The organism is Pseudomonas sp. NPDC078416 (assembly GCF_050268485.1).
Lineage (GTDB): Bacteria > Pseudomonadota > Gammaproteobacteria > Pseudomonadales > Pseudomonadaceae > Aquipseudomonas.
This window is the reverse complement of the sequence record NZ_JBNNGV010000001.1, coordinates 758258-781413: the sequence shown is the minus strand read 5'-3', so window position 1 is coordinate 781413 and position 23156 is coordinate 758258. Positions and strand designations below refer to the sequence as shown.

General features: G+C 55.3%; 18 protein-coding genes, 1 tRNA gene and 1 pseudogene. 9 read left to right on the top strand and 11 right to left on the bottom strand.

Annotated elements, in window-relative coordinates; all coding sequences use genetic code 11:
• Window positions 1-243: 243 nt before the first annotated feature.
• The gene (locus tag ACQKEN_RS03495; RefSeq protein ID WP_427683662.1) at window positions 244-480 is read right to left on the bottom strand and encodes a helix-turn-helix transcriptional regulator; all 237 of its coding nucleotides are present in this window, start codon (window positions 478-480) and stop codon (window positions 244-246) included.
• A 503-nt stretch (window positions 481-983) separates the two neighbouring features.
• Here ACQKEN_RS03495 and ACQKEN_RS03490 point away from each other — a divergent pair.
• Window positions 984-2192, top strand: a complete 1209-nt coding sequence (locus ACQKEN_RS03490; RefSeq protein WP_427683660.1) for a hypothetical protein — start codon at window positions 984-986, stop codon at window positions 2190-2192.
• Window positions 2193-2574: 382 nt separating this feature from the next.
• Here ACQKEN_RS03490 and ACQKEN_RS03485 read toward each other — a convergent pair.
• Window positions 2575-4005 (bottom strand): annotated as a pseudogene (locus tag ACQKEN_RS03485) (YfjI family protein).
• 588 nt (window positions 4006-4593) lie between these two features.
• Between ACQKEN_RS03485 and ACQKEN_RS03480 the strand changes: the two are divergent.
• Window positions 4594-5562 carry a DUF932 domain-containing protein gene (locus tag ACQKEN_RS03480; protein WP_427683658.1) on the top strand — a complete coding sequence of 323 codons (969 nt, stop codon included), beginning with the start codon at window positions 4594-4596 and terminating at the stop codon, window positions 5560-5562.
• Window positions 5563-5650: 88 nt separating this feature from the next.
• Window positions 5651-5854: a hypothetical protein gene (locus ACQKEN_RS03475; RefSeq protein ID WP_427683656.1), complete on the top strand. Its 204-nt coding sequence runs from the start codon at window positions 5651-5653 to the stop codon at window positions 5852-5854.
• Between the two features lie 359 nt (window positions 5855-6213).
• On the opposite strand, the gene ACQKEN_RS03470 is transcribed toward ACQKEN_RS03475, so the two are convergent.
• Window positions 6214-6678 carry a hypothetical protein gene (locus ACQKEN_RS03470; protein ID WP_122622765.1) on the bottom strand — a complete coding sequence of 155 codons (465 nt, stop codon included), beginning with the start codon at window positions 6676-6678 and terminating at the stop codon, window positions 6214-6216.
• A gap of 393 nt (window positions 6679-7071) precedes the next feature.
• Window positions 7072-7275, bottom strand: a complete 204-nt coding sequence (locus ACQKEN_RS03465; protein WP_427683653.1) for a DUF6021 family protein — start codon at window positions 7273-7275, stop codon at window positions 7072-7074.
• A 394-nt stretch (window positions 7276-7669) separates the two neighbouring features.
• Between ACQKEN_RS03465 and ACQKEN_RS03460 the strand changes: the two genes are divergently transcribed.
• From ACQKEN_RS03460 to ACQKEN_RS03450, 3 genes are all read left to right on the top strand, one after another.
• Complete coding sequence (locus ACQKEN_RS03460) at window positions 7670-8848, top strand: sugar transporter (protein WP_427683651.1); 1179 nt, start codon at window positions 7670-7672, stop codon at window positions 8846-8848.
• A gap of 469 nt (window positions 8849-9317) precedes the next feature.
• Window positions 9318-9599 carry a hypothetical protein gene (locus tag ACQKEN_RS03455; RefSeq protein WP_427683649.1) on the top strand — a complete coding sequence of 94 codons (282 nt, stop codon included), beginning with the start codon at window positions 9318-9320 and terminating at the stop codon, window positions 9597-9599.
• 235 nt (window positions 9600-9834) lie between these two features.
• Window positions 9835-10107: a hypothetical protein gene (locus tag ACQKEN_RS03450; protein WP_074888396.1), complete on the top strand. Its 273-nt coding sequence runs from the start codon at window positions 9835-9837 to the stop codon at window positions 10105-10107.
• Window positions 10108-10149: 42 nt separating this feature from the next.
• Here ACQKEN_RS03450 and ACQKEN_RS03445 read toward each other — a convergent pair whose 3' ends face one another.
• The 5 genes from ACQKEN_RS03445 to ACQKEN_RS03425 form a co-directional block, all read right to left on the bottom strand.
• Window positions 10150-12435, bottom strand: coding sequence for an Orn/Lys/Arg decarboxylase N-terminal domain-containing protein (locus tag ACQKEN_RS03445; RefSeq protein ID WP_427683647.1), 2286 nt, complete (start codon window positions 12433-12435; stop codon window positions 10150-10152).
• On the bottom strand, window positions 12432-13841 hold the full coding sequence (gene potE, locus ACQKEN_RS03440; protein WP_427683645.1) for a putrescine-ornithine antiporter: 1410 nt from the start codon (window positions 13839-13841) through the stop codon (window positions 12432-12434). The genes ACQKEN_RS03445 and potE overlap by 4 nt, the downstream gene beginning before the upstream one ends.
• 365 nt (window positions 13842-14206) lie before the next feature.
• A complete protein-coding gene (gene ampE, locus ACQKEN_RS03435; RefSeq protein ID WP_427683644.1) occupies window positions 14207-15043 on the bottom strand; it encodes a regulatory signaling modulator protein AmpE in 837 nt (278 codons plus the stop codon).
• Window positions 15044-15058: 15 nt separating this feature from the next.
• Window positions 15059-15607: a 1,6-anhydro-N-acetylmuramyl-L-alanine amidase AmpD gene (ampD, locus tag ACQKEN_RS03430; RefSeq protein WP_427683642.1), complete on the bottom strand. Its 549-nt coding sequence runs from the start codon at window positions 15605-15607 to the stop codon at window positions 15059-15061.
• Window positions 15608-15728: 121 nt separating this feature from the next.
• The gene (locus ACQKEN_RS03425) at window positions 15729-17969 is read right to left on the bottom strand and encodes a DUF1631 domain-containing protein (protein ID WP_427683640.1); all 2241 of its coding nucleotides are present in this window, start codon (window positions 17967-17969) and stop codon (window positions 15729-15731) included.
• Window positions 17970-18352: 383 nt separating this feature from the next.
• Here ACQKEN_RS03425 and nadC point away from each other — a divergent pair, with 383 nt between their 5' ends.
• A complete protein-coding gene (nadC, locus tag ACQKEN_RS03420; protein WP_427683638.1) occupies window positions 18353-19201 on the top strand; it encodes a carboxylating nicotinate-nucleotide diphosphorylase in 849 nt (282 codons plus the stop codon).
• A 297-nt stretch (window positions 19202-19498) separates the two neighbouring features.
• On the opposite strand, the gene ACQKEN_RS03415 is transcribed toward nadC, so the two are convergent.
• A tRNA-Thr gene (locus ACQKEN_RS03415) sits at window positions 19499-19574 on the bottom strand.
• Between the two features lie 19 nt (window positions 19575-19593).
• Window positions 19594-20016, bottom strand: coding sequence for a pilin (locus ACQKEN_RS03410; RefSeq protein WP_427683636.1), 423 nt, complete (start codon window positions 20014-20016; stop codon window positions 19594-19596).
• Window positions 20017-20240: 224 nt separating this feature from the next.
• Here ACQKEN_RS03410 and pilB point away from each other — a divergent pair, with 224 nt between their 5' ends.
• Window positions 20241-21935: a type IV-A pilus assembly ATPase PilB gene (pilB, locus tag ACQKEN_RS03405; RefSeq protein ID WP_427683634.1), complete on the top strand. Its 1695-nt coding sequence runs from the start codon at window positions 20241-20243 to the stop codon at window positions 21933-21935.
• A 2-nt stretch (window positions 21936-21937) separates the two neighbouring features.
• Entirely contained in the window at window positions 21938-23155 is a 1218-nt protein-coding gene (locus tag ACQKEN_RS03400) for a type II secretion system F family protein (protein WP_427683632.1), read from the top strand.
• The last annotated feature ends 1 nt before the right edge of the window (window position 23156 follow it).

Below are 23156 nucleotides of genomic sequence, written 5' to 3'. Positions count from 1 at the left end.
AAGCTTGCTTGCTGACTGATACGCCATCGCTAGTCTCGTTATATTGACGAGTGCTTGTCACGCTGTTGAAGCAAGCTGCTTTAACACCCATCAGGAGAGGTGTTACAACACCTATTATGGGGGACCGTTACAAGCCGACGTATCCAGCCAATACTGTCGCCGCGCAAGCCTCGCTTTCATTGCGCAATATTCAATTTATTCCACCGAAAGGTCCTACCGAGTTAATTTATAATTTATAGAACGCTATGCAGCTTCCCTAGACTCAATCCACTGATTGAGCTCACTCTCTATAAAGCCTACCGCTCCTCCAATCCTGCCGGTCAACAGAATCCGTTTTGGGAAGGCAGGATCGTAATACATAGAACTGGGGTTCATCAGACTATAAAGCGTGGACCTAGAAAGCCCTGTGCGCCTCATGACGACCTTTAGGCGCAGGACACACGCGACTACAGCTAACGTAGTTGAATTAGACTGGCTCATATAACGCTCCGTTGGACTTGATGGAGTGACAATACATGATCGATATTCGCGAAAGATAATTTTGGAACCATTACGTATCATTACAACGCTATTACATTGAGAGATAGATTCGCGTCTTCAGTTTAAAGCAGCGGCTTTACAAACCGGGTCGGGCTTCGCAGCGTGTTGCAAACAGATCTGTCACCCTTCTGCGCGTATCCCTGATGGGCTGGCAATAAGCACTCAACCCAGCTTGGGGACCCTCGGCGGTACGTCCAGATTCGAAGCACGCGCATCACAGCCTTGCGCCACTTGTCACTGATGCTAAGGCTCGGCAGGCTGGCCTCCAGGCGATACCCACGATGACTTATGGCGCTGATAGATAGTGCAGCGGTAGCATCAATCCATGAGTACGCGTCATCATGTCGAGGGCGTCCTCACCATCATGCGTAAGCTGCGCAGCACATTGAGTGCTTGGCCTGATAGGATGGAATGACTAGGCGGCACATCAGCAGAGGCGAAGCATGAATGACGATCTGAGAAAAAATCGAGTGCCGTTCTCCTTAGAGGAAGCGCTATGCGAGCTGGATCTTTCAATCGCCGAGTTCGTCGACTTCGTGACATGGGGGAACGTCTCAACAATCGTGGCAATTCCGCATGATCGAACTGTAAGGATGTATTATGAGAACGAAAATTTTTCGTTCAATCCCCAAAACTATCAAGCACACGAACGCGAGCATCAAGCAAAATTTCTACGAACACCGAGCGTGACGCTCAAGAGCATCGCACTAGGTGGAAGACAGAAAATATCTCGCTTTGACGCTACAATATCAGCAACTGGGAAGTCTATATCTACTGACGAAATTCATGAGTCCATTCATAATTGCTTTGTTGAATACAATGATAGTCCGTTTCTAACCACGGCTAGGAGAAACGAACGCATCAAAGCGTTCTATGACCTTTATACTGGCCCCCGTAGTCGTGAAAAGTGGTTCGGCATTACGCTGCCTAGCCCGGCAACTCCTCCATCTCCATTCCGACAAGATTTATTCTTACCCTCAAGTCCGAGCGCATTATCTTGGGGGATGCAGTCGCAGCGCTTAACTGCGACTCACTCCAGCACTATCAAGGAACTGGAGACAGACCTGCAGCAAGACATCCAAATGGAGTTTTTTTGGTTTTCCATCTCGGACTCCCTGCCCTCATCTGAAAGGGGGCCGATTCCTATCTGGGTAGACAGAACCAACATTTTCTTTTTGCCATCGCAAATCTATGACCTGCAGTTCTCACTCCAAGCACTGCCCTGCCAAACACCGGAAGCATCAAAAGATCTAGACATTTTGAACAATGCGGCCAGGTTATTCCAAATTGATATAGGAGCCATAAAAGATCCAGAACGCTACTGGAAAGAGAACAAAGAAACATCCAAAATGGTCAATTACGTCAGAGAGAATATCAAGTCGGAAAGCGCTGACACACTGGAATACTGCATCAAAGTACTGGTTAACGATAAAAGTATACTCGTAGACCCTCTACCCGAAGTTTCAATTAGTGCAGAACACCCGGACATTTATTCAGATACTCTTAAGCGTCTGAATGAAGCGAATATTGCAGAACCACCTACTCCATCGAGAAGAAATAGTTCTGCATCCGAACGCGGGGAAAGGTTAGAGCGGTTCGGCTTCAAAACTCGGGCGAACGTCAACTTAAGAGTGGTACTAAATAAACTATGACATGCTTATGCATTACGATACCCTCCGGGATAGAAAGCCACCCCTTGAGCCCCTCTTCCCAGAAACATGGATAGCTAATCTCAGGACCGCGAGGAGTTCAAATGCAGCATCGAAGCCGTTGCCGCTGATGCGAGTTGATCCATCTGCTGATGCCACGCTGATCCAGCCAGAACCACTTAAAAGCCAGTACCGGTATGGCCCAGAGCACGGCAGTCTGGGTCATTGAAATCCTGGCAGATGGGTCAAATACTCATCAGCAGCAACAGTCTCCATTCAGCCAAGGGATGGTTCCCTGTAAGCGGCAACAGCTAGTGAAATTGCGTTTCAAAGCCGGTGTTGCTGCCCACCTCAAAATAATCATCAATGATGAGGCGATCGCTACTCACCGGTAACCATGGGCATATCCGCTGGGACTGAAGATTACACCCTGCGTAGCCTTACCAAAAACTTGAGTGGACAGATAGCCTCTTGAAGCTAGTAAACCAAATGCAGTTTCAAACCTTCCGTTTTTTCGTAGAACATTGGGACAAGTTTGTCGCACGGAGTTCTTAGGGTAAGCATACTGGGCAGAATCGTTATATCGCTTTAAAAACCATTTATATAACAGCTGTGCATCCTCCTCGCCAGTAGATCGTTCGGAGAACATCTGCACGAACTGATCAACGTGCCAGAAGCAAAGTCGGCAGGCATAGTCTAACGTCTCGACAGAAATGTCCCCGCTTCGTCCTTCAAAGAAATGAAGTAACGCAGATACCCGTGCGATATTTTCAGGTGTCCTCGCAGCCAAATCGGGAAAATCAGTGAATCGACCGCCCATTCGTGATTCCTCAACCACTGCGTTTTTGATAGAGATTCATCCTCTGCGGGCTTCAGGAGAGAACCTGACCGCAGAGCGACCTATGCCGCTCACGCTCATGCTCAAGAAGCGACGCAAGACCACGTGAAATTGTTCAAGGCTTTGCCAGTTAAGCACTTGGTCGTCTTCATACTGACCGACAACACTCGCGGGCACAGCCAATACCAAGCATCGTGCAAAAAAACCAGACTCTCGTGCCAAACCGCCGTACCGGCTGATGAAGTCTTCGAAGATGCCAGGTTGACTCATTATCAATACCGAGATCCTCACATCCGCCAATACAAAACTACCCGTGGTTTTGCGGTCGACGGTGACCCGGTCACCACTCCAAAGCTGATTGAGCGCGGGCATATTTTTCATAGAGTGTTGCGAGAGAATGATGCCTCCCTCACTAGTTACCAGCCATGCACCGTGGCCACCGTCGCCTAGAGATGCCAGCAGAGCCTCAGGGGTAGTATCCTCAAACACCATCCTAAATGGTTTTGGAGGTACAGGTGCTTTTTGGTCGTGAGCCATCAGCACCTCGACCAACTCATCCATCGACAGTGACTCGCGCTGTTTTTTCAACACGTCCTTACGTTCGTGAGACCATATTTCGTATTTGGTCTTATAAGCTACCATCTCCCTCTCACTCGCCAATACCTGCTGGGCCTCAAACTCTTCGATTGATTTTTTAAAGAGATTTATCGTCCTATTTTTTCCTCCGCCAGAAGGAACAGTGATCAACGTGTTCACTGACACCGGCAACACGTTACCGGAGGGCATTTCAATATCTACCAGTTCTTGCAGCACAGCCGCGATAGCACTCAACGCCGTGAGACAGAGGAATGGAGCAGGAAGCTTCAGATTTTTGGAAGCTTCCGAAATCGCTGCATTGAAACAGGGATGCGCTACTGATGGAGCGGGGTATGTCGCACCAGGGATTGGTAAAATGGGGTAGAAATACGATTGATACATGTGGCCTCCGACCAGCCGAAAATGGCTGATAGGAGAAAATATCATTCCGAAACGCGGCGCCGGCGTATTGGGAATGATTACGGGCCATTACACACTCATTACAGGCGAATTAGCAGTGCATCAGGGCTCAGTATCTCGCTACGTCGCTACGAATAGCAGAAATAGCTGCTACACCAAGACAGGTGACTGATCGGGTCGGTGACTGATTTCAGCTTTGATCCCAACAGTTTTTAGATCTATATAACCGAAGAGAATACCCCATTAGAGTCTTCTCTTATGTTTTTCACTTGCCCCTTTTGTCATAGCAGCAAAATTCTTTGTATTAGCTCGGCGCGACGCATTGCCCTCAGTGCGAAAGCAGTAAATCGGCTAATAATTCGGCGCCTCTCTTCCCATCCAAACTTAAGCAAGAACCCCGTGGTACTTGCTGCGCTTGAGGAACTGGCTAGGCGTTTATTCGATACGCTCGATATAGCTCTAAAAATCAAATATCAAGAGCCAGAAATAACCCAAGCGCTAACCCATGTCTGCATGCGATGCGGCCGTCTATTTGGACGCCCCCATTCAATCAACTGAAAGGAATTTAATATGGCACACGAAATTCAGAACATGGCTTACGTCGGCTCCACCCCCTGGCACGGACTGGGCAGCAAGCTAGTGCGCGGAGAGCCGCTGGAGGTTTGGCAACGGGAGGCCGGAATGGATTGGCAGATTAAGCATAGCCCTGTGCACTACGAATCATTTAGTGGGAGTGGGATGCCGGAGATTCGCACTTTCGCGGACCAAAAAGTTCTGTTTCGTTCGGATACCCTCGAACCATTATCAGTTGTATCGTGCCGCTATCAAGTGGTCCAGCCGAATGAGGTCCTTGAATTCTACAGAGACCTTACAGAATCCTCAGGCTATGAATTGGAAACTGCAGGAGTACTCAAAGGTGGCCGAAAGTTCTGGGCGCTTGCAAGAACGGGGCAATCCGTCACGTTGAAAGGAGGTGACGAGGTGGGCGGATATCTATTGCTGGCTACGTCCTGCGACGGCACCTTGGCCACCACCGCCACGCCCACGAGTGTCCGGGTGGTGTGCAACAACACCTTGGCCTTATCACTCAATGGCGCTACTAGCAGTATAAAGGTGCCTCACAGCACTCGATTCGACCCAAGTGTCCTTAAGAAACAGTTGGGTATTGCAGTCTCTCGGTGGGATGAGTTCATGTACCAAATGCGGGCTCTCGCCGAGCGGAAGGTATCGAACAAAGAAGCTGAGCACTTTTTCAACCAAGTGCTCACCGTGACATCCACAAGCGTTACCGCCCAGGGCCAGCAAACCAACCGCCATGCGATTGCGAAAGCCAACGGCTTGTTTGAGGGCAGGGGCAAAGGCGCTAGCCTAGCATCAGCAAACGGAACTGCCTGGGGACTTCTAAACGCGGTTACAGAGTTTGTGGATCATGAAAAGCGGGCCAAGTCAGCAGACTATCGAATGGACTCAGCCTGGTTCGGCCAAGGAGCAGCTTTAAAGCAACGGGCTCTGCATCGAGCACTGGACTTGATCGCGTGACACGCACAGGCGAGTAGATTGTCACCCGGTCACAGCCCCTGCTGGGCCGGGACTCATAAGTCATCACTGCCCTAGGAGAATCAATCTGATGGTCAAACTTAAAATTGCGTGTGCGCTGCTTACCGTCATCATTGCTTTGTATTCAGCTACGCTTCTCATCATCGTGAAGATCAACTTCGCAGCCGCGGTAGTATGTGTCGCGATAATGGCCGCTTTGATCGCCAACCTCACGAGCACCCACGACAGCCAAAACCGGAGGGAGCAGGACCGGGCTAATTTTTTTGGCATGTAAGCTATTGATAGGCCGACGTCATGCACCTGTGCGGCGGGATCGGTGGGATTGGTAGGCCGCATGATCATAAGAAAGAGATGGATGACTACGTAAGTGAAAACTGCTTAAAGCGAAACTCCTTAGCCAGCGCACCCATTGAAACAACCGAATCTAGCCTCTCGGCACAGGTAGCAGAATGGTATTCCAAACAGTATTCCAGCGCTAAAATTCAGCTGATCAATTGGTTATAATTCAAATACTTATGCGTGCAGTTCAGATTACCCCGGCCCACCAAATCCAAAAAAGAAGACGTCCCCGGACGTCTTTTTTTGTGCCTGGATTTTGATGTGTTGGACACCGCGCCGGCGCAAGCCAAGGCGTCACAATCCCTTTCTAAAGTGCACCAACGAATCCACATATCGTTGAGCTTTTGCCTGATTGTCCACCAGCACATTGTTCAAAACAGAACCCGCCTGACTGCGGGTGATGACTACCCACCGTCCTCGTTTGGAATAGAGCTTCACGTCGCCAATTGAGTTGAAATAAATTCGCGTGACTAGCGATTTCGAATTGGTTCTCGACGTGCCCGCAGCGAAAGCGCCGTTGCCCAACGGCATCGCACTCGCGAATCCATTTGTCTCGGAAACTACGCCGTTGCCGTAAGCGATGTATTCCGAGGTAATGATGACCTGCTCGGGTCTGGTCTTTTGGGGCTGCTCCATGAGCACCTGCTCAATCACAGACTTTGCCTGCTCGTCGTTGATCGGGGCTGCGGCATACTCCACCACTTTCGAAGCGCAGCCTCCCAACAGCAGGGCAATGAGGACACAAAGCGTCTTGCGCACGATGAATCCTTGTAAATATCGACTTCGAAATTGGTGTTACACGGTTACTCGATCTTGGCACGCAGGTCAGGCGCCAAACCAGCATTCGTTTCGGTGCGGATCGAGAAATCAGATCGCCACTCCGATCGGAACAGCGCTTGTACTCATCTTGTTCACTTCCGGCCGGTAAGGCGCGAGAGATGGGCAGGAAGACACTCAAAACACGTGGGTCAGCATTAAAGAAGTGATGGCGCTCACACCGGCCCCTTCCCGGCTAAAGCCGGTCCCACTGAGAGCGGTGACCTACCGCCAATGCTCGTTACCCTAAAACACCGCACTGCCGTAGAACACCGCCGTATTCATAAAAAAAGCCCCGCTCCAATCAGCAGGGCTTTTGGGCTCAGCGCGAGTCGATCAAACCCCGCCCTTACCCGGCAGCGGTTCATCATTACCGCGGCGAGTGGTTGGCTCGTCAGTCACCGGGTCATTCTCGGTACGCGCGGGCTCGGTCGGGTCAACCTGCGGATCGGAAACATCGGGTGATTCTTCATTAAACCCAAGATCCTTATCCGAGTCCGTCTGCGCGGTGGTCCCTGTAAGCGAAGTGTCATTAGCCATGAAATCGATCTCCTCGTTTACGTGCGAGTTATCCGCACCATGACCATGAGAATCCTATGAGCACGCCAAGTGCCCCGGATTAGACGGGCGGTTTCGTCCGCAGCGCCTCACGGTGAACGATGACCTCATCACGCCCTCCTCTACCGCCGCGGCTCAAAGCAAGCGCAGCAGCACGCCTGCGACAAATGAACGCCCCCTCACAACCCGGACCTGCGTTGTGACAACGATTACAACGGCGTAGAATCCGCAACATCTCGTCGCATCTCCCCATACTCATAATATTCAGCTGACCGCATGCACCGCCCAGGCAAACGCCTCGAGCGGTATTTTTGCTTGCCGGCGTTTTTATCGGGGACGCGGCCAACCGAATTCTTCAGGAGGGCATTCGTTTTCAATGAATACCACTAGCGCACACACTGGAAGTTGGCTGAGCGTCATCGCGCTCGCCCTCGCAGCCTTCATCTTCAACACCACCGAATTCGTGCCGGTGGGTTTGTTGAGCGCCATCGGGCATAGCTTCGACATGACCACTGCCCAGGTCGGCCTGATGCTGACGGTCTATGCGTGGATCGTGTCGCTGACCTCTCTGCCGATGATGCTGCTAACCCGCAACATCGAGCGGCGCAAGTTGCTGTTGTTTGTGTTTCTGACATTCATCGCCGCCCACGTGATGTCGAGCCTGTCGTCGAGCTTCGGCATGCTGCTGGTCAGTCGCGTCGGTATCGCCGTGGCCCACGCCGTGTTCTGGTCGGTCACGGCATCGCTGGCCGTGCGAGTGGCGCCAGAGGGCAAGCAGGTACAAGCCCTGGGTCTCCTGGCAACCGGCACCGCGCTGGCGATGGTGCTTGGCATTCCGCTGGGGCGCGTGCTGGGCGAAGCGCTGGGGTGGCGTTCAACCTTCCTGGCGATTGCCATTGCCTCGGGCCTCACTGTGCTGGTGTTGATGAAGTCGTTGCCGCTGCTGCCGAGCCAGAACTCGGGTTCGTTGCAAAGCCTGCCGATGCTGTTCAAGCGCCCGGCGCTGATGTCGCTCTATCTGCTGACGGCTTTGGTGGTCACGGCGCAGTTCACGGCCTACAGCTACATCGAACCGTTCGCACAGATCGTGGCGAAGATGAATGGCGACATGACCACCATTATCCTGTTGCTGTTCGGCGGCGCCGGGATCGTAGGGTCGGTGATCTTCAGCCGCTACAACAACCGTTACCCGCGGGGCCTGCTGATCACCGCGATCGGCGCGCTGGCGGCGTGTCTGATTCTGTTGCTGCCGCTGTCCGGCAGTGCTTCGTCGATGGGTACGCTGAGCGTGGTCTGGGGCATGGCGATCATGTGCTTTGGTCTGGTGATGCAGTCAAAGGTGCTGGCCATGGCGCCGGATGCGACGGACGTGGCGATGGCGCTGCATTCGGGCATCTACAACATCGGCATCGGCGGCGGCGCGCTGCTCGGCAGCGTGGTCATCAGCCAGCTCGGCGTGGCCAACATCGGTCTGGTCGGCGGAATGGTGGCGATCAGTGGTCTGCTGCTGGCGTGCCTGGCGACGCATCGCTATGGCGAAACCATTCGAGCGTGAGTGGCGAAAGCCTGCAGGAGAGCAGGCAGACGCACACCCTGTTGTAGACGCGCGTTTGCCCGCGAATCCACCTTGAGTCAGGAAGCCTGATGCGCCTGACTGGGCGCATTCGCGGGCAAGCGCGCTGCTACAAGCGCGCTCCTACAGTAGGATTCGCGATCCATCATTCCCATCGATAACCAACATTCCCGCGAATGCCTTCCGCTCAAAACTGATGGGCGTACCATCGCCCTCACACCCAAACACGAACCGAGGGCAGGAAAATGATCGTTCATCTCCTTACTTGCTTGACGCTCGCAGCGCTCACCAGCTACGTCGTCGCCCTCAAACTCTTCGATCCGGGATCGGTCGTCATGACCGCGGACGATGAGGACAGTCGTGTTGTGGCACCGGCCAATTAAGGCCAAGTAGCTGACACTTATCAGCACCTTTCGCGCTTTCAACTTCTGTTAAATGCGGAGCAATCGACATGACCCGAGACGTCACTTTGCACGTTAGCTTTCCGATATTTGGAAAGAACTATTACTCACAACATGTCATCGCCCGCAAGAACAGCCACGGTCTCGTTGAAGACAATCGCTTCGGCGCCTTCATGATGCCCTCGGCGGAAAATCACTTCAGTAATGAGGTGGTGGGCTTCAACGATCAGTTCCGGTTTTTGACTGATGTATTGGCCATGCACTTGCTGGAAGTTGAAGAGGCACGACCTGCACGTCGAACTCGACAGTCAGTTCAGTCGCGCAGCTTGTAAATAGAGTTTTTGCCCATTACCACCCCTGCAGCCAGGTAACCCCGACTTTGGCCACAGGGGTGGCTTTCTTTTGCGTGCGTTTCTCGAATCCCCGGCCCCCGCTCGGGAGGCTGAGTCAGCCAGCGATATTCGCGTTTGCTTGAGCCCCCCCACTGGCAGAAATCCGGAATCTGAGGTCTGATGCGGAAAGCTCGTACCGATAACGAGCCACACCTCTACTTCTGCGGAAACCCACATGAAACACGCCCTGCTCGCCGGCTTGCTCCTGACTGCATGTGCCCTGCCCTTCGCGGCAAATGCCAACGACGACAACAACCAGTGCCAGATGAACCTGAGCAAGGTTCGTGACGCGAAAGTTGCCAATCCCAATCTCAGCGACGCGGTCAAAAGCGATATCGACACGACCGTGCACCGCGCCGAAGCGGCCTTGGCGCGGCACAACGATGACGGTGGGCGTGAATGTGTAGCGCTGACGCAGCAGGCGCTGCAAAAGGCTCAAAGCAACTGAGCCAGAGGGGCGCCAGACGGCCCACCTCTTCCAGCGCTGCAGCTATTTCAACACCAGCATCCGATAAACCCCCGCTTCGCTTTCAATCCCGTGGGTGTCGTGGGTGAAGCCGGGGAACGACCGATCAAAGCTTTCCAGCGCCCGAAGGTAGGCCAGCAACGGCCCATCCGCAGGCCCGGCGTTTTCCCCCGGCATCAGCAGCGGGATGCCCGGCGGATAAGGCACGATGCCGGTCGCGGCAATGCGCCCAGCGGCCTCTTCCAGGGTGACCTGCTCCACCTCGTTCTTGACCAACTTCTCGTAGGCCTCCACCGGGCTGAATTCCGCCTTGGGCAGGGTGCCGAACGCCTTCGACATGGCCGCCGTGGTCTTGGTCTCCTTCATCGCGGCAAAGATGTCTTCCGCCAGATCCTTCAGCCCCATGCCGGCATAACGCTGCTGATTCGCCGTCAGCAACTCGGGCAAGCAAAGCTCCAGTTCCAGGTTGGTGTCGAAGTCGCGCTTGAAGTCGAGCAACGCGTTGACCAGCGTGCCCCACTTGCCCTTGGTGATGCCGATGGAAAACAGGAAGAGGATGGTGAAGTCGGTGGTCTTTTCAACGATGATCCCCTGGTGGTCCAGATAGGCACTGAGCACACAGGCGGGAATGCCGAAGTCCAGCAGGTTGCCGTCATCGCCCATGCCTGGGCTGAGGATGGACACTTTGATCGGGTCGAGCATGCAGTAGCCGTCTTCGATGTCGCCGAAGCCGTGCCACACCTCGTTGGGGTGCAAGACCCAGCAATTCGGATCGGTCTTGAGACGGACCGGATCGACTTCGTGAAACGCAATCGCCGTCGCACCGACCTGCACTGAAGGCGGCTGCCAGCAGGAGAAAAACCAGTCGTCGCGGCTCAGCATGTCGGTCTGCATACGCGAGATGACCTGACGGAACGCCACCGCTTCTTCGATGGATTCGTTGGTCAGAATTTGCCCACTAGGCGCCTCCATCATCGCCGAGCTGACATCGCACGACGCCATGATCGCGTAATTGGGCGATGTCGACGCGTGCATCATGTAGGACTCGTTGAACCGCCCGTGAGGAATCGGGTTGCGGCCATTACGGACATGAATCATCGAGGCCTGGGACAGCGCCGCGAGCAGCTTGTGGGTCGACTGCGTGGAGAACACCGTTGGCTTGGACGGATCATGATCATCCGGGCTGCCGTGCATGGCGAAGCGGTCTTTGTACAGCGGATTGAACCGCGCATAGCCGTACCAGGCTTCGTCGAAATGCAGCCGGTCAACGCTCTGCCCCAATAGCTCTTCGACGCGGGTGACGTTGTAGGTCAGGCCGTCGTAAGTGGAGTTGGTGACGATGGCGTGCACCGGTGTCGGGTCTATGTGGCTTTTGACCAGCGGGTTGCTAGCAATGGCGGCTTTGACGCTCTCGGCGCTCAAGGTCTGCGGCAGGATCGGGCCGATGATGCCGAAGCGGTTGCGCGTCGGCACCAGGTAGGTCGGGATGGCGCCGGACAGCGTCATCGCGTGCTCGACGGACTTGTGACAGTTGCGGTCGCACAGGGCGATCTGGTCACGGGTCACGCTGGCCATCAGGATCACCCGATTGGACATCGACGAACCGTTGGTCACGTAGTACGTGCGATGGGCGCCAAACACCTTGGCCGCATAGCGCTCGCCCTGGCCGATCGGGCCGCTGTGGTCGAGCAACGACCCCAGTTCGCCGACGGAAATCGACAGGTCGGAACGCAGCAGGTTTTCGCCGAAGAACTCGTAGAACGCGCGGCCTGCGGTGCTTTTCAGAAAGGCTGTGCCGCCGGCGTGGCCCGGAGTGTGCCAGGAATATTCGTAGCTGCGGGCAAACTTCAGCAGCGCGCCGAACATGGGTGGCAACACCGCCTGACGATAGCGCTCGATGGCCGCCATGATGCGACCGCTGAGGAAGCGGCTGGTGTCTTCCGGCAGCCAGATGAAGTCATCGGCGTGCTGCATGACAATCAACGGCACACTCGACGCCGTGCTGCGATCGCTGATCAAAAACACCGGCACCCGCGTGTTGCGCTCACGCAGCGTGGTGAGCAGATCGATGCATTCATGATGGTCCTGGCTGTCGTCCATCTCCCAACTCAGCAGCACACATTGGATAGCGGGATCAGAGCTGAGGATCGATTTCGCGTCGCTCAGGCTTTCGGAGGTCAGTACGCTGATGGATCGGTCTTCCACGTCGCTGATCAGCTGGATCAGGGCCCGGCCGAACACGCTGCGTTTGTCGGGCTGGCTGCTGACCAGCAACGCCAGCATGCCGAGCAGGTGTCTGTTGTCGCTCATGGTCGAGTCTCCAGGGTGGCCAGGTTCAGGTTATTGACAGGGATCGACTCGCCGACGATGTGCTGCGCCGCGACAGTCTGGGTCGGCACGCTGTTGTTCAGCGCTTCAAGCTTGATCAGGCGAGTGTTGACGAAGCCGAACAGGGTGTAGCCGACGATGGTCGCCACCCCGCCGAGCATCAACGCTTCAGCGCCGGAGCTGTACAGCGCCAGATAGCTGTACGCGGTCGCGATGCCGGCCACGATGTTGGTGATGAGCGCCTTTTGCGGTGGCACGTTGGAAACCTTTTGCAGCGTCATCAGTGTCGCCATCGACAGGATGTACGGCACCAGGTTGGTAACCACCGCGAGATTGACCAGTGTGTCGAACTGCTTGGCCAGGTCGGGGCTAATGGTCAGTAACGCCAGGGCGGTCTGGATCGCCAGCAGGATCAGCATGCTGATGATCGGCACCCCGTGCTTGTTGGCCTTGGCGAAGATCGGCAAAAAGTAGCCAGTGTCCGCCGAGCTTTTGAACACCTGCGCCACCGTGAACTGCCAGCCCAGCAACGAGCCGATGCAGGCCAGCACCATGAGGCCCATGATGATGTCGCCAATCATGGGATTGAACATCTTGGCGAACACCAGCCCGAACGGCGCGGTTGAAGAAACCAGTTCCGCGTTGTCGACGATGCCGGCGATGACGTTGGTCGACACGATGTAGATCACCGCTGCACCGAGGGTGCCGCCGAGCACTGCGATAGGCACGTTCTTCTCGGGGTTTTCCACTGCATCGCCGTTGGCGCACGCCGACTCCAGCCCGAGGAATGCCCACAAGGTAATCGCCACCGAAGCGCCCGCGGCTTCGTACCAGGTTTTGTCGTGGGGATTCCATCCTGCGGCATAGGTGCTGCTGTCAAACCAGAACCAGCCAATGGTCGAAACCAGCACCACGGGAGCAATAACGCCCCATACGGTCACTGCGCCAATCTTGCCGGTAATACTCGCGCCGCCGAAGTTGGCGAACGTGGTAATCCATAACAGCGCGATGGTGGCGAGACCGACTTCAAGCGAACCCAATTTGATATCGAACAGCGTCTGAATATATCCAACTGCGGTGATACTGATGGCCACGTTTGCAATCAGCAATGACAAACCGTACGTGTAGTTGGTGATGTAGTTGCCCGACTTGCCGAAGGTGTATTCCGCGTAACCGCCCATGCCGCCGGTCTTGCGACTGAGCATGCCGCACCGTGCAAAGGCGTAGGCCAGAGCCAGCGAGCCAGTGGCCGTGATCAGCCAGGACAGGATGGAAATGCCGCCGACTTCGGCGAGCTTGGTAGGTAACAACACAATGCCGGACCCCAGCATGTTGACCGCAGTCAACATTGTGAGCTGGCCCACGCTCATTTTCTTAGCGACTGCCATTCCGTTGCCCTGTTTGCAAAAGGTGAGAGGGTTTAGCTATAGCAAAGGATTCTTGTTAATCAAGAACGCAGCGTCTTGTTAATCAAGAATCCAGCCGACCGCCAGTTGCGGCGACAAGCCATCTTTACTTGGGCTAGTAATGTTTTATGAAGAGTGAATAACGTGGAGAAGAACTGTCAGTTCAGAGGGATGACGGCGTCTAGCCGAAGGCAAAAGAGGATAGCGTCAGGAACCGGTGGGGTATTGATCTACATCAATCAGCGGCGAGTTAGCGAAGCAGCAACACGGGTACTTAAGGGAGGACATCTGGGCAAAGCGAAGCCAAGGCTGAACATGCGGGAGCCGGCTTGCCGACTCCCGACGATTCAAACAAACAACGTGATCAGCGCAAAGCCGACGTACCAGACGATGGCCGAGCGGATGAGCAACTCCCACAGCACGTCCAGGCTGTTGACGCCTTCAACGCCCACCACTGGCGCGGGGACCTCGCCGGCGACGCAGCCGACTTTGCTGATCAGGCGCGAGGCGCTGATGTTCCAGTTGAGCAGCTCGCTGAGCATCACGCGGCTGACCGCGACGAAATTCCCTACTAGCGCAAAGCTGGCTGCAAGCAAGCGCACGGGCACCCAGTCAAATGCATGCCTGGCCTGGGTCGCACGTTCGACCAGCGCCGGTGTTTTGCCGTGCTCCGAAGCGAGGGCCAGCAAGCGGTACGCCAACGCAGCAACCGGGCCAAGCACGAAGTACCAGAAAATCACCGCGAAAAAGCCTTGGTATATCTCCCACAGCAAGTACGTTTGAGCGCCGCCCAACAGCTGTTCTTCATTCTCGGCCTGGACACCCAGGTCACGTTCAGCCACCAGCACTGCCGCTTCCTGATCACCCCGCCGGCAGGCGTCTCGAAACGAGCCAAGCGTGGCTTTGACATCGCCACGGCCCAGGCTGTAAATCAGCACCAGCACATGGATCGGCAGCGCGAGCCAGCCATAGGCCACCGAGCCGACAATCACCAACACCAGGGCCAGAACCACCAGAGGCAACACAACCGTGACCATCAAAATCCACCACGGCCGCTTGGCTGAACGCGGGTTGGATTCCAGCCGGCTCAGTTGATTGAGCCATGGCCCGTCGCGCTGAATACGCTGACGCAGGGCCGAGAACTTCTCGATCCACACCGCCAGCAGCAAAACCAGAAAACTCATTCGCTGTTCCTCACTTCAAACGTCCAGGGCGGCACGAAACCGCGCCCAGTCAAAACACGGACCCGGATCGGTCTTGCGTCCCGGCGCAATGTCGCTGTGACCGCAGATGCGTTGCGCCGTGATGGCCGGCCACGCCGCTTGCAACTGGCGGGTCAACTCGATCAGCGCCTCATATTGCGCGTCGGTGAAAGGCTGATCATCCGTGCCTTCAAGCTCGATGCCAACGGAAAAGTCATTGCACGTCTCGCGACCGTCAAATACCGAGACACCTGCGTGCCAGGCACGATCGAGGCAGGACACGAATTGAGTCACCTCTCCGTCTCGCTCGATCAGAAAATGCGCAGACACCCGCAGCTCGGCGATGCCTTCAAAGTAAGGGTGTTCTGTGACGTCCAGCCGATTCTGGAAAAACGCCTGGACCTTGCCGGTCTTGAACTGCGCCGGCGGCAGACTGATGTTGTGAATCACCAGTAACGAAATTTCGTTTTCCGGGCGGGCATTGAAATTGGGTGAAGGGCAATGCTGCGCGCCATGGCACCAGCCGGTGGCAGGGTCCAGATGCATGGGAAGTCCTTAGGGCGTGAAACGACAGCGCGCAGTATGCCCGCGACAGGAAAAGATGTGGATGGCGAATCTGCACTGAGGTCGCACAGATTGGCAGTTAAACGCCGTAGACGATCTGGCCTTAGCCCTTGAGCTTGCGCAGATTGCCCAGTACGGACTCCAGTGCCCGGTCGAACAGCAAGGCGTCGTCGAGCACACGGATGGTGCCGCGACGGAATTCCACCGCCAGGCCCATGCGGGTTTTCTCAAGCACCTTCATGCCAGTGCGATTGACGAACACATAGCGCCCGCTGGGCTCGACGATAGCGGCCAGCTTGCAGCGCAGCTTGTGGGATTCGTCTTCGTGAATCTCGACCCAACTGCCCAGACGCAGCTTTTCGACTTGCATCAGACCTTCGTCGTCGGCAGGCAACTGCATCGACGGCTCAGTCTGAATCTGCTCGCCCGGGCCAACCAACACGATCTCCTCAACTACCGCCATCATCGTGGGGCCGTTGGCAGACTGAGGCTGGTCGCCCTCCGCATCGCCTCTTGGCGTCCGCGCCACATGGCTGAACGCCTGGACGTGAAGCACTTCGAGCTGACTGAAGAATTCGCTGGTGGCAAACGGGTCAAAGGCAGCACTGCTCAAGCCGTCGCGCAGGGACTTCAGCAGCCCGGGCACCAGCTCAAGCAAACGCTGCCGGGCTTCCGGCTCATCATGGGGCTCGACGCTCCAGATCAGATCGTCCATGGCTTGAAGACCTGACGTCCACTCCACCGACTGATCACCGTGCTTGAGGCACGTGAGCAACAGCACCTTGCTCCATGCCTCCTGCAACAAGCGAACAACCACCTGCGGCAGGGTCTTGCCGAGCAGGCGATCATTCAGCGCCTGCTGCACCCGCTGACGAGCCAGCTCGGCCAACGCGCGGCCTTGTTCGGCGTCACGGGTACGCTGTTCAAGCAATTCACTGCGACGACGCTCGTCGCTGGTGAACGCCAGAAAATCCACCAGCAGCTCGGTGAAGATTGCCGGGTCATCGACAAAATCATGAAGCAGGCGCTGGACGATTTGCTCAATGCGGGCATAAAGCGTGTCACGCTGGGTATCGTCGCGACCACCCCAGCCAAGCGCGGCCGAAGCGATTTCGTTCAGTAGCCGGCGCGCAGGGTGGCTGCCACGGCTGAAGAAACTCTTGTCGATGACGGCGACCTTGAGCATCGGAATCTGCAAACGGCCGATAAGCGCGCGCAGCGAACTGGGCAGGTTGCGGTCATCGAGAATAAATTCAAACAGCATCGAGATGAGGTTGATGACGTCCTCATCCATCGTGCCCACGACGCGAAACTTGCCGCTTCTCGCGCTGACCCGACTGATCAACTGCTCAAGCTGGGCGCGCAGGTCGAAGTCGTCGCTCTCTTCGGCTTTCGGCACGTACTGTTGTAAGTGGGACAACAGACGCAGCAGGTCCTGACTGGAAATCGGGCGCGCATCGGTCACCGACTCGGGGCGCGGCGTCAGGTGGCCACGCACGTGAACCAGCAATTCCTGCAGGGCAGAAAACACATCCTGCACGCTTTTATCGAGACTTTCCGTGGCCTGAAGGATGGCGGCGTTGTCGGCACGCACGGCCTCGCTCGAAGGCGGCACGCTGGCAATACGATCAGTCGAGCGACGGGACGGCAACGCCTTCAGTTCCGGCAATACACCTGCGGAAATTAACAACTGGTTGGCTTCCTCATAAAGCTGATCGGCGTTGCTCAAGGCGTACTTCTCAAACAGCTTGAGAATGATCAGCTTTACCTTGATTTCAACGCCGAGACTGCGCCCGGCCTGCAGGAAATAGTCGCACAGCAGCGTCGGACCCAACGGATTGGTCTCGTCGGTCAACGGCTGGGGGATGAGTACGTTCAAACGCGTGGTCAATTGCCCAAGGGCAATACCGTCGCGGCTCATGACCTTGACCACCATGGCGTCTACCGCCACGGTGCGCTCAAGATCGTCGTTGTGAACCAGCGCGAGCTTGTCGTAGGAAACGGGCTCGGGAATCGGGGGCTCAGCCACTTCGTACTGACCCAGCCGCAGGAACGCTTCAAAGAATTTGTCGAGAAAGTTACGCTCGATACTTTTGCGCTTCAGGCGCAAGTCGCGCATGGCTTCGAAAAAGATGTTCTGCTCAGCGTTATTGTGAGCACGGTCGGCCATTTCGAAAAGCGTGTCGTCAGCGTTGTCGAACAGCGTTTGCAGGCTTTCCTTCAACTGCTGCGCGGCCCGGTCACGGACCTGGAGCAAAACGACGGGCAGCCGAGCGACAGGCGAGGATCCCGGATGATCCGCACCTGCCTTCAAGGGCACCACTTTGTTACTGTCGTTCTGCATCAAGGACTCCTTCACACCGTCGACACAACTGCTCCAACAACAGCCGCACTCCGCAGCGAATGAAGACTCGACTCCATTCGGACGGATCTAAAAATTTATCCCTGGGGATGTGGCAGGCTAACGTCAACGCTATGACGTCAAATACAAGGCGAAAGTATCGGGGAAATCAGGGCCGCTCGCCAGCGGACACTTCGCCTTTGTTGGAATAATAGGAGGCGGCGGAGCGATATGTGCAGCGATAGACCATCAAAATCACAATCTGTCGCATAACCGAGGAAAAAACCGACAAAGTGCAGGTTATGCACCCGACTGGACACGTGACCGACTTAGGTTGGTACACCCGTCTGCCATATACTCGGCGCACTTAGTCCGCGGAGCCTGATATGCCAAACCTACGTCTAGACGCCCTCACTGCCGAAATCGAAGCCAACGTGCGCCGTGCGTTGCTGGAGGATGTGGGCAGTGGCGACATCACCGCGCAACTGATTCCGGCGGAGCGGCTGGCCAAGGCCACTGTGATCTCCCGAGACGCAGCGGTGATTGCCGGCACGGCGTGGGTGGACGCTGTATTCCGTCAACTTGACCCGCGCGTCGCCGTGCACTGGCAGATCGTTGACGGCGATCGCGTACAGCCCAATCAAGCACTGTTCCACCTGGAAGGCCCCGCCCGCTCCTTACTGACAGGCGAACGCAGCGCGCTCAACTTTCTGCAGCTGCTGTCAGGCGTTGCCACCCGCGCACGGCACTATGCCGACATGGTTGCCGACACTCAGGTGAAACTGCTCGACACCCGCAAAACCCTGCCCGGCCTGAGAATGGCGCAGAAATACGCTGTCACCTGCGGCGGCTGCCATAACCACCGCATCGGCTTGTTCGACGCGTTCCTGATCAAGGAAAACCACATCGCTGCATGTGGCGGTATCGCCGAAGCCATCACCGCCGCGCACAAAATCGCGCCGGGCAAGCCGGTGGAAATCGAAGTGGAAAGCCTCGACGAACTGAGGCAAGCCCTCGACGGCGGTGCCGACATCATCATGCTTGATGAGCTGAGCCTGGACGACATGCGCGAAGCCGTCCGCCTCACCTCCGGCCGCGCCAAGCTAGAGGCCAGCGGGGGTGTGACTGACGCTACCCTGAGGACCATTGCTGAAACCGGCGTTGATTACATCTCCATTGGGACGCTGACTAAAGACGTGAAGGCGGTGGATTTGTCGATGCGATTGAGTATCTGAGAGCGTCCCGACGCCTTAAAGGTTGAACTGCGACGGTAGACCGGGCTCTGCTTGTTATGGGCTTGATGTCCTTGAGATCGGATTGTTGATTAGACCAATGAGGAAATGACGATGGCTGACGAGAAGCAACCTGTCGAACCTGAAGAAGACGTTCCGGCTCACTCGACTGAGGAGGAGAAGGAGCGGTTGAAGGATTTCAATAAGGACGGGATTCCGCCTGGGATTTGTTGATTGGCGGGATGATGCGGATGTTGGGTACGAAAAGCCCGGTCTTGATGACCGGGCTCTATGCGTTTCTGGTGCCGAAAATAGGAATCGAACCTACGACCTTCGCGTTACGAGTGCGCTGCTCTACCGACTGAGCTATTTCGGCAAACCGCTATTGACTAGACTTAGTTCTTCACATAGTTATTGTCGACGCACTTACCGCTGTACTGCCATGTAAGTACGCCACTGGCCAAGGTAGGTTTCAAGGAACAGGTATCTGTAGCGACAATACCTTTATAAGCGTTTGGCGTTGCAACAATTTCCGCTGTTTTTGCTGTCAGCTCAATTTTATTCAATGCGCCGGTCGACAGGCCACTTGGTAGAGGCTGCTGGATCTTCGCATCAGTATCGCAAGAGGCAAGTGCCGATTCTTGAGCTACGCAAACCCCAATCGCAGCCTTTACAGAGGTCATGCCGTTAATCACTTCAGTGTAAGCCGCTTTTTTTATGTAGTTTTGATAAGCCGGCAGCGCAACGGCAGCCAAAATGCCAATAATCGCGACAACGATCATCAGCTCAATCAAGGTGAAACCTTTTTGTGACTTCATCGCTACTACTCCAGGTGTCAATTAGGTGTTGCTCGGACGACACGATGCATAGTACGTGCCAGTTCTGGAACTGCTCTGCCTAAAAGCACTACGTTGATGCGAGTGCCGCCCGAAACCACTTCATATCCGCACTAAGTGACAATTTTCGTCACTACAGCCCTGTCCATTTGGCAGCACCGCTCGACTACGCTATAACGGTCCAATGTCCGTGTCTGGTGGCTACAATGACTGATGTCGTCCTAACTGGTTTGGCCAAACAACTCGTTGTTGCCGAGCTGATAACTGAACAAACGGCTCAGAAGGCCTACGAACAAGCGCGGCGTGACAAGGTCTCGCTTGTTCATCATCTCGTCGAGAGCAAGCTTTTAAAAAGCATTACAGTCGCGGAAGTAGCGTCGGAACAGTTCGGCATACCGTTTCTGGACCTCAGTACGCTTGAAAAAGAAAGTCAGCCGAAAGGCTTGGTAAGCGAGAAGCTCATTCGTCAACACTATGCGCTTCCGCTGTGGCGGCGTGGCAACAAGCTTTTTGTGGGCATCTCCGATCCTACCAATCATCAAGCAATTACTGACATTCAGTTCAGCACCGGCCTGACGACTGAAGCGATTTTGGTCGAGGATGACAAGCTAACAAGCGCCATCGACAAGTTTTTTGATAGCCATTCGGGCATGGGCGACCTTGCAGACGTCGATCTGGGGCTTGAGGTTGAAACTGTCGACGAAAGCAAGGAATCGGCGATCGGGGGGCAAGACGCTGACGACGCCCCAGTTGTACGCTTCGTTAATAAGATGCTGATGGATGCCATCCGCCTGGGGTCGTCTGATCTGCATTTCGAGCCCTACGAAAAAATTTTCCGGGTTAGACTCCGCACCGATGGCATTCTTCATGAGGTGGCGAAGCCGCCCATTCACCTTGCTGGGCGGATCGCTGCACGTCTGAAGGTCATGGCAAGTCTCGATATTTCGGAGCGTCGAAAACCGCAAGATGGCCGCATCAAACTCCGAATTTCTAAAAACCGGGCCATCGACTTTCGGGTCAACACGCTACCCACACTGTGGGGCGAAAAAATCGTGATGCGGATTTTGGACCCTACTACTGCGCAGATGGGCATCGATGCGCTGGGGTACGAGCCGGAGCAGAAAGCGCTCTACCTTGAAGCCCTTCGCCAACCCCAGGGCATGATCCTTGTGACCGGCCCTACCGGCTCGGGTAAAACGGTGTCGCTTTATACGGGATTGAATATCCTCAACACTGTCGATATCAATATCTCGACGGCAGAGGACCCGGTCGAAATCAATCTCGAAGGCATCAACCAGGTCAACGTCAACCCGCGTCAGGGAATGGACTTCTCTCAGGCGCTGCGAGCGTTCCTACGTCAGGATCCTGACGTGATCATGGTGGGTGAAATTCGAGATCTGGAAACAGCCGAAATCGCAATCAAGGCTTCGCAAACCGGCCATATGGTTTTGTCCACGCTGCACACCAACAGCGCGGCTGAAACGCTCACCCGCCTGCATCACATGGGCGTCGCGGCTTTTAATATTGCAACGGCCATCAACCTGATCATCGCTCAACGTCTTGCGCGAAAGTTGTGCCCGCATTGCAAAAAGGAAGTCGAAATCCCTCGGGAGACTTTGATTGCTGAAGGTTTCCCCGAGTCGCAAATCGGCTCATTCAAGCTTTACTCTCCAGTAGGCTGCGAGCACTGCAACGGTGGTTACAAGGGCCGGGTAGGTATCTACGAGGTGGTGAAAAGCACACCGGCGCTGGAGCGCATCATCATGGAGGAAGGTAACTCGATCCAGATTTCCGAACAGATGCGCAGAGACGGATTCAATGATTTGCGCACCTCGGGGCTGATGAAGGCTATGCAGGGTTTGACGAGTCTTGAAGAAATAAACAGGGTGACCAAGGATTAAGCATGGCGACCAAAGCGGTAAAAGTCAGCGTCTATGCTTGGGAAGGCCTCGACAAGAAAGGGACGAAAGTCACTGGCGAAATCAATGGGCACAATCCCGCGCTGGTGAAAGCTCAGCTGCGTAAGCAAGGAATTAACCCGACTAAGGTCCGTAAAAAATCGGTTTCGATTTTCGGTAAGGGTAAGAAGATCAAACCGCTGGACATCGCCTTCTTCAGCCGCCAGATGGCGACCATGATGAAAGCGGGTGTTCCGCTGCTGCAATCGTTTGACATCATCAGCGAGGGTCATGAAAACCCTAACATGCGGAAGCTCGTGGACGACCTCAAGCAGGAGGTCGCTGCTGGGCATAGCTTTGCGACCGCATTGCGGCAAAAGCCCCTGTATTTTGATGATCTTTTCTGCAATCTAGTAGATGCAGGCGAACAGGCCGGTGCGCTTGAGGCGCTGCTGGATCGTGTTGCGACTTATAAGGAAAAAACGGAATCGCTGAAGGCGAAGATCAAAAAGGCGATGACTTACCCCGTTGCTGTAGTGGCCGTCGCTTTTATCGTGACGGGGATCCTTCTCCTCAAGGTGGTGCCGCAGTTCCAGAGTATTTTTGACGGCTTCGGTGCAAAGCTTCCTACTTTCACCCTGATGGTGATCGGGTTGTCCCAAATCGTTCAAGACTATTGGTGGATATTGCTCGCCGGGATCGTATTGGGAATCTTTCTGTTTCGGCGCGCCTATAGAAATTCAGAGAAATTCCGGAATGGGTTGGATCGGGCGCTTCTGAAGGTTCCGGTAATTGGACCTCTGTTATACAAATCTGCAGTAGCCCGTTATGCCCGCACTTTGTCCACGACATTTGCAGCCGGAGTTCCGCTTGTAGAAGCACTCGACTCGGTAGCAGGTGCAACTGGCAACGTCGTGTTCAGAAACGCCGTCAATAAGGTCAAACAAGACGTCTCAACCGGCATGCAACTAAACTTCTCCATGCGCAGCACCGGCGTCTTCCCCATGCTGGCTATCCAAATGACAGCCATCGGCGAGGAATCCGGCGCGCTGGACTCGATGCTCGATAAAGTCGCGACCTACTACGAGGATGAAGTCGACAACATGGTCGATGGTCTTACCGCACTAATGGAGCCGATGATCATGGCCTTCTTGGGTGTCATTGTCGGCGGGTTAGTCATCGCGATGTACCTCCCAATCTTCCAGCTCGGAAACGTCGTCTAAC